The following is an 8,188-nucleotide window of genomic DNA, read 5'->3' as shown; positions in this document are numbered from 1 at the left end:
GGCCGGGCGCGGCGTCGCCGTCGTGTCCGACGACGTCCGGTACGGCCTGCGGGGCCTGCGCGTGCGCTCCGGCGGTGCGGACCTCGCGGTGCGGCTGGTCGTCGCCTGGTCGTCCACGCACCCGGCCGAGGCGTCGCTGGCCGCGCTGGCCGACCGGCTGCGCACGTTCGTCGTCGCCGCCTACCCCGCCGACACGAGGGTCACGCCAGCACGGTGAAGGGCAGGCCCTCGCACGGCACGTGCGTGGCGAACGCGTCGCGGTCGACGGGCTCGCCCGCGAACAGGTGGACCTGCGAGGACAGCACGACGCGGTCGTGGTCGTTGACGAGCGTGGCGTGCGCGGCGCGGAACGTGTCGAGCAGCGTGCGCTCGACCGTCTCGGCGAGCACGTCGGCGCCCATGACGCCGAGCATGCGACCGTCGCGCTCGACGGGGACGGTCGTGGTGAGCATGAACTCGTCCGTGCAGACGTAGTCGATGTAGGGGCCCGTCACGTGCGACGTGTGGGTGCGCTGCGGCGTGCGGAACCACTCCTGGCGGCTGTAGTCGGTCGACTGCACGAGGGCGATCGAGTCGGGGATGCGGCCCTGGTCGTCGCCCTGCCACCAGGCCAGCAGGTACTCCTCGTCGGTCAGCAGGCCGGGGGAGACGACGAACCCGGCGCCGACGGTGTGCGCGTCGGCGAGCACCTCGAGCGCGTGCGGACGGACGGCCTCGAGGACCTGCGCCGCGGAGACGTCGTCGTCGAACAGGGGCGCGAGCGCGTCGCCGCTCTCGCGCAGGCTGTGCAGCAGCGGGTGGAACAGCGCCTCGACGGCGTCGACGCACGCGCCGGGACCGGTCGCGGCGGGCGTGGGGGCAGGGGTGCGGTCGGTCATCGGCTCACCTGATCCTCGCGTGCAGCTCGGCGAGCTCGCCGAGCAGTCGTCGGACGCGTCGGCGCACGAGCGCCCGCGCCTCGTTGCCGTCGTGGGCGGCGATCGCGGCCAGCAGGGCCGCATGGTGCTCGCGCAGCTCTGCCTGCCGGTCGGGGTCGCGCAGCCCGAGCCGCAGCAGCGCCCCGAGCTCCATCTCCAGGCGCATCACCTCGCGGGCGAGGTGCGCGGAGTGCGAGAGCGCGGCGACGGCGAGGTGCAGCTCGGTGTCGGCGGCGCGCAAGGTGGTCGCGTCGGTCGTGCCCGGGTCGGGCAGGATCTCGCGGAGGTCCTCGACCTCCTCGACGTTCGCGCGCTCCGCGGCGAGCTCGGCGCAGCCGCTGAGGACCGTCGCGTAGTGGATGCCGTGGTCGGCGATGTCGACGCGGGTCATCGCCGCGACGCGCCGCTCCAGCATCTCGTCGGCCGCTCCGACCGGACGGGTGACGAAGGAGCCGCCGCCGCGTCCCCGCGTCGTCGTGACGAGTCCTTGTGCACGCAGCGACACGAGCGCCTCGCGGGCGGTGACGGTCGCGACGCCCAGCATCGCCGCCAGCTCCGACTCGCTCGGCAGACGCTCGCCGTCCTCCAGGATCCCCGAGCGGATGGCCTGGGCGAGGCGCTGCTCGACGCGCACGGCGCGCCCCAGGTCGCCGATGGGCGCGAACACGGCCGTGCGCGCTCGGGTCGAGCGGCGTCGGACGGCGGCCATGCATCTCCTCGGGTCGACGTCCAGGCTCGGTGGGTGCGGGACGACGGTGGCACCTGTTTACCGGATGGTGACAGAAAGCTGTTTACATTTAACATCTGAAGCCATAGGTTTCTCGACGCGGACAGGGCCGAGCGGCCCGCCCGCCCCGGCGCGCACGGCGTCGGGACGCCCGCCGAAGGAGACCGATGAGCAGCACCGGCGCCACCCCCGCGATCCGCCTGACCGGCCTGCAGAAGCACTTCGGCGACGTGCGGGCCGTCGACGGCGTCGACCTCGAGATCGCCGACGGCGAGTTCTTCTCGATGCTCGGACCGTCCGGGTCGGGCAAGACCACGGTGCTGCGTCTCGTGGCCGGCTTCGAGCAGCCGACCGGCGGGACGGTGGAGCTCGCCGGCCGCGACGTCACCGGCACGGCACCCTTCGAGCGCGACGTCAACACCGTCTTCCAGGACTACGCGCTCTTCCCGCACATGAGCGTCCTCGAGAACGTCGCGTACGGGCTGCGCGTGCGCGGGATCGGCAAGGCCGAGCGTCGCAGCCGTGCCCTCGAGGCCCTCGCGACCGTGCGTCTCGACCACGTCGCCGACCGTCGACCGACCCAGCTCTCCGGCGGGCAGCGCCAGCGCGTCGCCCTCGCCCGTGCGGTCGTCGTCCGTCCCAAGGTCCTGCTGCTCGACGAGCCCCTCGGCGCCCTCGACCTCAAGCTCCGTGAGCAGATGCAGGTCGAGCTCAAGCAGCTCCAGCGCGAGCTCGGCATCACCTTCGTCTTCGTGACGCACGACCAGGAGGAGGCGCTCACGCTGAGCGACCGGGTCGCCGTGTTCAACGACGGCCGCATCGTGCAGCTCGGCAGTCCCCAGGAGGTCTACGAGCGGCCCGTCGACGCCTACGTCGCGTCGTTCGTCGGCACCTCGAACCTGTTCGACGCCGAGGTCGCGCGCGCCGTCCTCGGCCGCGACGGCCGCTACGCGCTGCGTCCGGAGAAGATCCACCTCGCCGCCGAGCCCGACGCCGGCGCCGCGACCCCGGAGCACGACCGCGTCCGCGGCGTCGTCGCCGAGACCATCTACCTCGGCATCGGCCGCCGCGTCGTCGTCGACACCGAGCACGGGGCCCGCCTCGTGGTCCTCGAGCCCTCGACGGCGCCCGCCGCCGTCGAGCGCGGCGACCAGGTCGTCGCCTCCTGGCGTCACGCCGACCTCGTGACGCTCGCCTGACCCCACCACACCCATCGAAGAGGACGGAACCGAGATGATCCCCACGACCAGGAGAGGACGCGTCGGCGCACTCGCCGCCGCCGTCACCTGCAGCCTCGCCCTCGCCGCCTGTGGCGGGGGAGGCGACGACGACGCCGCCACCGGCGCGCCGACGAAGCTCGGGAAGAACGAGGGTCAGGTCTCGATCCTCGCGTGGCCCGGCTACGTCGAGGACGGCAGCAACGACCCCGACGCCGACTGGGTCACCGACTTCGAGAAGGAGACCGGCTGCAAGGTCACCAGCAAGGTCTACGGCACGTCCGACGAGGCGTTCAACCTCGCCAAGTCCGGCGACTACGACGTCGTCGCGGCGTCCGGCGACCTCACGCTGCGCATGGTCGCCGCCAAGGCCGCGGCCGAGGTCAACACCGACCTCGTCCCCAACTACGCCAAGGTCTTCGACTTCCTGAAGGACCAGGAGTGGAACACCGTGGACGGGAAGAACTACGGCGTGCCGCACGGCTACGGCGCCAACCTCCTCATGTACAACAGCGACGTCGTGAAGGACGAGCCCACGTCCTGGGACGTCGTGTTCGAGAAGGGCTCGCAGTACAAGGGCAAGGTCACCGCCTACGACTCGCCCATCTACATCGCCGACGCCGCCATGTACCTCATGGCCAAGCAGCCGGAGCTGAAGATCGAGAACCCGTACGCCCTCGACGAGAAGCAGCTCGCCGCGGCGGTCGACCTCCTCAAGGAGCAGCGCGCCAACGTGGGCGAGTACTGGTCGGACTACCTCAAGGAGGCGTCGGCGTTCAAGACCGGCGACTCGGTCGTCGGCACCACCTGGCAGGTCATCGCGAACACGATCGACCAGGAGAACGTCAAGACGACGGTGCCCGAGGAGGGCGTCACCGGCTGGAACGACACCTGGATGATCGCCGCCAAGGCGAAGCACCCGAACTGCGCCTACGCGTGGCTCAACCACATCGAGGACCCGAAGACGAACGCGCAGGCCACCGAGTACTTCGGCGAGTCGCCGAACTCCGAGGAGGCCTGCGAGTTCGCCAGCGAGGGCTTCTGCGAGACGTACCACGCCGGTGACAAGGCCTACTCGGACAAGATCTGGTACTGGCGCACGCCCATCGAGCAGTGCCTCGACGGTCGCACCGACGTGAAGTGCACCGACTACTCGGACTGGACCAAGGCCTGGACCGAGATCAAGGGCTGACGTGACCCAGCCGAACACGCCCGCGGTGGCCGCTCCGTCCCCCTCCGGGGTCGGGGCGGCCACCCGCCGGGCCTCCTCCTTCCTCGCCACCCGGCCACGGCTGCGGCTCGGCCTGTTCCTCTCCGCGCCGCTCACCTGGCTCGTGCTGGTGTACGTGGTCGCGCTCGCGGCCCTGCTCGTCACCGCGCTCTGGTCGGTCGACGCGTTCACGGGCGAGATCGACCGCGGCCTCACGCTCGACAACCTGCGCGAGGTCGCGACCGAGTCGCTCTACCGGACGGTCACCCTCCGCACGCTCGGCGTCGCGGCGCTCGTGACCGTCATCGACGTCGCGATCGCGCTGCCCATCGCCTTCTTCATGGCCAAGGTCGCGTCGCCGCGAGCCCGACGGCTGCTCGTCGTCGCGGTGCTGACGCCGCTGTGGGCCAGCTACCTCGTCAAGGCGTTCGCGTGGCGCTCGCTGCTCAGCGAGGGCGGTCTCGTCGACTGGGTGCTCGACCCGTTCGGCGCGCACAGCCCCGGCTACGGGCTCACGGCCGTCGTCATGACGCAGGCCTACATCTGGCTGCCGTACGTCATCCTGCCGATCTTCGCGGGCATGGAGCGCGTCCCCGACTCGCTGCTCGAGGCCGCGGGCGACCTCGGCGCCTCGGCCGGCACGACGGTCCGCACGGTCGTCATGCCGCTGCTGCTGCCCGCGATCGTCGCCGGCTCGATCTTCAGCTTCTCGCTCACGCTGGGCGACTACATCAGCGTCAACATCGTCGGCGGCGCGAACCAGATGCTCGGCAACCTCGTCTACACGAACGTCGGCGCGGCCAACAACCTGCCGCTCGCCGCCGCCATCGCGCTCGTGCCCATCGTCATCATGCTCGGGTACCTCGCGGCGGTCCGTCGCACGGGCGCCCTGGACAACCTCTAGGAGCGCGCCGTGACCCTCAGCCCGACCTCGCGCCGAGCCCTGCTCGCCGTCACCGCCCTCGTGCTCGTGCTCATGTACGCGCCGCTGCTCGTCGTGGTCGCGAACTCCTTCAACCCCGACCCGTCGATGACGTGGCCGCCCGACGGCTTCACCACCGAGTGGTGGGTGCGGGCGTTCCACAGCGCCGGTGCCCGGGACGCGGTGCTGACGAGCGTGGAGGTGGCGCTCGCGTCGACGGCGGTCGCGCTGGTGCTCGGCACCCTCATGGCGTTCGCGCTGCAGCGCTTCCGGTTCTTCGGGCGCAACACCGTGAACCTGCTGGTGATCCTGCCGATCGCGCTGCCCGGCATCGTCACGGGCGTCGCGCTCAACAACGCCTTCCGCGGCATCCTCGCCATCGAGCTCGGCGTCGCGACCCTGGTGGTCGCGCACGCGACCTTCTGCATCGTCACCGTGTTCAACAACGTCGTCGCCCGGCTGCGGCGGATGGGCGGCAACCTCGAGGAGGCCTCGGCCGACCTCGGCGCGGGGCTCTGGACCACCTTCCGGCTGGTCACGTTCCCGCAGCTGCGCTCGGCGCTGCTCGCCGGCGGCCTGCTCGCGTTCGCGCTCAGCTTCGACGAGATCATCGTGACGACGTTCACCGCGGGCCCCGGCACCACGACGCTGCCGATCTGGATCCTCAACAACCTGTTCCGGCCCAACCAGGCACCGGTCGTGGCCGTCGTCGCGGTCGTGCTCATCGTCGTGTCCGTCGTGCCGATCTGGATCGCGCAACGCATCGCCGGCGAGGCCGAGACCGTGCGATGAGCGCGTGCGTCGTCACCGGGCCGACCTCCGGCCCCTCCCGTAACGTCGGCCGTGCCGACACCGCCACCCCCTCGAAGGAGCACCGATGAGCCTGTACGCCGTCACGAACCCCGCCACCGGCGAGGTCGTCAAGGAGTACCCCACCGCCACCGACGCCGACATCGAGGCCGCACTCGCGTCGGCCCACGAGGCCTACCGCGGCTGGTCGAAGAGCTCGACGGTGGCCGAGCGCGCCGCGCTCGTGCGCCGCGTCGGCGAGCTGCACGCCGAGCGACGCCAGGAGCTGGCCGAGATCGCCCAGCGCGAGATGGGCAAGCCGCTCGAGGAGTGCCTGGGCGAGGTCGACTTCTGCACGGCCATCTACGAGTTCTACGCCGACAACGCCGAGCGCTTCCTGGCCGACGAGCCGCTCGAGCTGCTCGAGGGCGAGGGCTCGGCCGTCGTCAAGCGCAGCGCCGTCGGCGTGCTGCTCGGGATCATGCCCTGGAACTTTCCGTCGTACCAGATCGCCCGCTTCGCCGGCCCGAACCTGGCGCTCGGCAACACGATCGTGCTCAAGCACGCCCCGCAGTGCCCGGAGTCGGCCGAGGCGCTGCAGAAGATCTTCCTCGACGCCGGCTTCCCCGAGGGCGCCTACGTGAACATCTACGCCACCAACGAGCAGATCGAGGAGGTCATCGGCGACAAGCGCGTCCAGGGCGTGTCCCTGACCGGCTCCGAGCGGGCCGGCGCCGCCGTCGCCGCGATCGCCGGACGCCACCTCAAGAAGGTCGTGCTGGAGCTCGGCGGGTCCGACCCGTTCATCGTGCTCGGTGCCGACGACCTCGACGCCACCGTCGAGCAGGCCGTGAACGCGCGGCTCGACAACACCGGCCAGGCCTGCAACGCGGGCAAGCGGTTCATCGTCGTCGAGGAGCTCTACGACTCCTTCCTGGAGAAGTTCACCGCCAAGATCCTCGAGGCGGCCGACGGCATCGCCCCGCTCTCGTCGAAGGAGGCCGCCGAGCGGCTCGCCGACCAGGTCGACCGCGCCGTCGAGCAGGGCGCCCACCTGGAGAGCCGCGGCGAGCGCGACGGCGCGTTCTTCCCGCCCGGCGTGCTCACGGGCGTGAAGCCCGGCGACGACGCCTTCCACGAGGAGCTGTTCGGACCGGTCGGCATCGTGTTCAAGGTCGGCTCGGAGGACGAGGCGGTCGAGCTCGCCAACGACACGCCCTTCGGGCTGGGCTCCTACGTCTTCACCGACGACCCCGACCAGGCGCAGCGCGTCGCCGACCGCATCGAGGCGGGCATGGTGTTCGTCAACGGCGTCGGCGCCGAGGGCGCCGAGCTGCCGTTCGGTGGCGTCAAGCGGTCCGGGTTCGGGCGCGAGCTCGGACGCTTCGGCATCGACGAGTTCGTCAACAAGAAGATGATCCGCACCATCGCCTGATCTCGCCCTGCGAGACACCAGGGTCGCCGCGCGTCATGGGACGCGTCCGGCGGCGTCTCCTGGGTGCGTCGGTCCCGCTCCTCAACAGGGAGGGCGGGACCGACGTCGTCGTGGGGGTCGAGCCGGGACCGGCACTAGGCTGGCGGTCGTGGTCTACGACGCGCTGTTCTCGACGGTCTTCGCCCGCATGGACCCGGAGGTCGCGCACGAGCAGGCCTTCCGGGCCATCCGCCTCGGGGGTCGGCTCGCGCGACCGCTCACGGCGGTGCCGCCCGCGCCGCGCACGGTCATGGGGCTGACGTTCCCGCACGCCTTCGGCCTGGCCGCCGGCTTCGACAAGAACGCCCGCGCGGTGCCCGGGCTGCTCGGCCTCGGGTTCGGCCACGTCGAGGTCGGCACCGTGACCGCCCGCCCCCAGCCCGGCAACCCGCGTCCCCGGCTCTTCCGGCTCGTCGACGACCGCGCCGTCATCAACCGGATGGGCTTCAACAACGACGGCGCCGCCGTCGTCGCGGCCCGGCTGCACCGTCTGCGGCGCACCGCGGTCGGGACCGACGCCGTCATCGGCGTCAACATCGGCAAGACGAAGGTCGTGCCGGCCGAGGAGGCCGTCGCCGACTACGTCGAGAGCGCGCGGCTGCTCGCGCCCTACGCGAGCTACCTGGTCGTCAACGTCTCGAGCCCCAACACGCCGGGGCTGCGCGACCTGCAGTCGGTCGACGCGCTGCGCCCCATCCTGGCCGCCGTGCGCGACGTCACCGAGCGTCTCCCGCAGGGTCGGCGCGTGCCGCTGGTCGTCAAGATCGCCCCCGACCTCGCCGACGCCGACGTCGACGCGGTGGCCGACCTCGCGCTCGAGCTGGGGCTCGACGGCATCAGCGCCACGAACACGACCATCGAGCGTCCCGCCTCGCTGCTGGCCGACCGCGCGACGGTCGACGCGGCGGGGGCGGGCGGCCTGTCCGGGCCCG

8 protein-coding genes and 1 pseudogene are annotated in these 8,188 nt (G+C 71.7%); 7 read left to right on the top strand and 2 right to left on the bottom strand.

The annotated features are described in order from the left end of the window. Window positions 1–217, top strand: a pseudogene (locus NH339_RS16220) (hypothetical protein); the annotation flags it as partial. Here the strand turns inward: NH339_RS16220 and NH339_RS16215 are convergent. Both NH339_RS16215 and NH339_RS16210 read right to left on the bottom strand, forming a co-directional pair. Then, window positions 201–878 (bottom strand): cache domain-containing protein, encoded by a 678-nt coding sequence (locus tag NH339_RS16215; protein ID WP_253027061.1) that lies wholly within the window; start codon window positions 876–878, stop codon window positions 201–203. The pseudogene NH339_RS16220 and the gene NH339_RS16215 overlap by 17 nt on opposite strands. Window positions 879–882: 4 nt before the next feature. Continuing rightward, window positions 883–1,626, bottom strand: coding sequence for a FadR/GntR family transcriptional regulator (locus NH339_RS16210; RefSeq protein WP_067854672.1), 744 nt, complete (start codon window positions 1,624–1,626; stop codon window positions 883–885). Window positions 1,627–1,811: 185 nt separating this feature from the next. On the opposite strand from NH339_RS16210, the gene NH339_RS16205 reads away from it, so the two are divergent. The 6 genes from NH339_RS16205 to pyrD form a co-directional block, all read left to right on the top strand. Further along, on the top strand, window positions 1,812–2,843 hold the full coding sequence (locus tag NH339_RS16205; protein ID WP_253027060.1) for an ABC transporter ATP-binding protein: 1,032 nt from the start codon (window positions 1,812–1,814) through the stop codon (window positions 2,841–2,843). Between the two features lie 34 nt (window positions 2,844–2,877). Further along, a complete protein-coding gene (locus tag NH339_RS16200; protein WP_253027059.1) occupies window positions 2,878–4,053 on the top strand; it encodes an ABC transporter substrate-binding protein in 1,176 nt (391 codons plus the stop codon). A gap of 1 nt (window position 4,054) precedes the next feature. Further along, window positions 4,055–4,975, top strand: a complete 921-nt coding sequence (locus tag NH339_RS16195; RefSeq protein WP_253027058.1) for an ABC transporter permease — start codon at window positions 4,055–4,057, stop codon at window positions 4,973–4,975. Between the two features lie 9 nt (window positions 4,976–4,984). Further along, window positions 4,985–5,785 carry an ABC transporter permease gene (locus NH339_RS16190; RefSeq protein WP_067854680.1) on the top strand — a complete coding sequence of 267 codons (801 nt, stop codon included), beginning with the start codon at window positions 4,985–4,987 and terminating at the stop codon, window positions 5,783–5,785. A gap of 85 nt (window positions 5,786–5,870) precedes the next feature. Next, window positions 5,871–7,217, top strand: a complete 1,347-nt coding sequence (locus tag NH339_RS16185; protein ID WP_253027057.1) for an NAD-dependent succinate-semialdehyde dehydrogenase — start codon at window positions 5,871–5,873, stop codon at window positions 7,215–7,217. A 148-nt stretch (window positions 7,218–7,365) separates the two neighbouring features. Then, window positions 7,366–8,188, top strand: an 823-nt coding sequence (gene pyrD / locus NH339_RS16180) for a dihydroorotate dehydrogenase (quinone) (RefSeq protein ID WP_253027056.1), incomplete at its 3' end; no start/stop codon positions are given.

Source organism: Aeromicrobium sp. CnD17-E (genome assembly GCF_024124745.1).
Taxonomy (GTDB): domain Bacteria; phylum Actinomycetota; class Actinomycetes; order Propionibacteriales; family Nocardioidaceae; genus Aeromicrobium.
The sequence above is the reverse complement of the archived record's forward strand: the minus strand, read 5'-3'. Positions and strand labels throughout refer to the sequence as shown.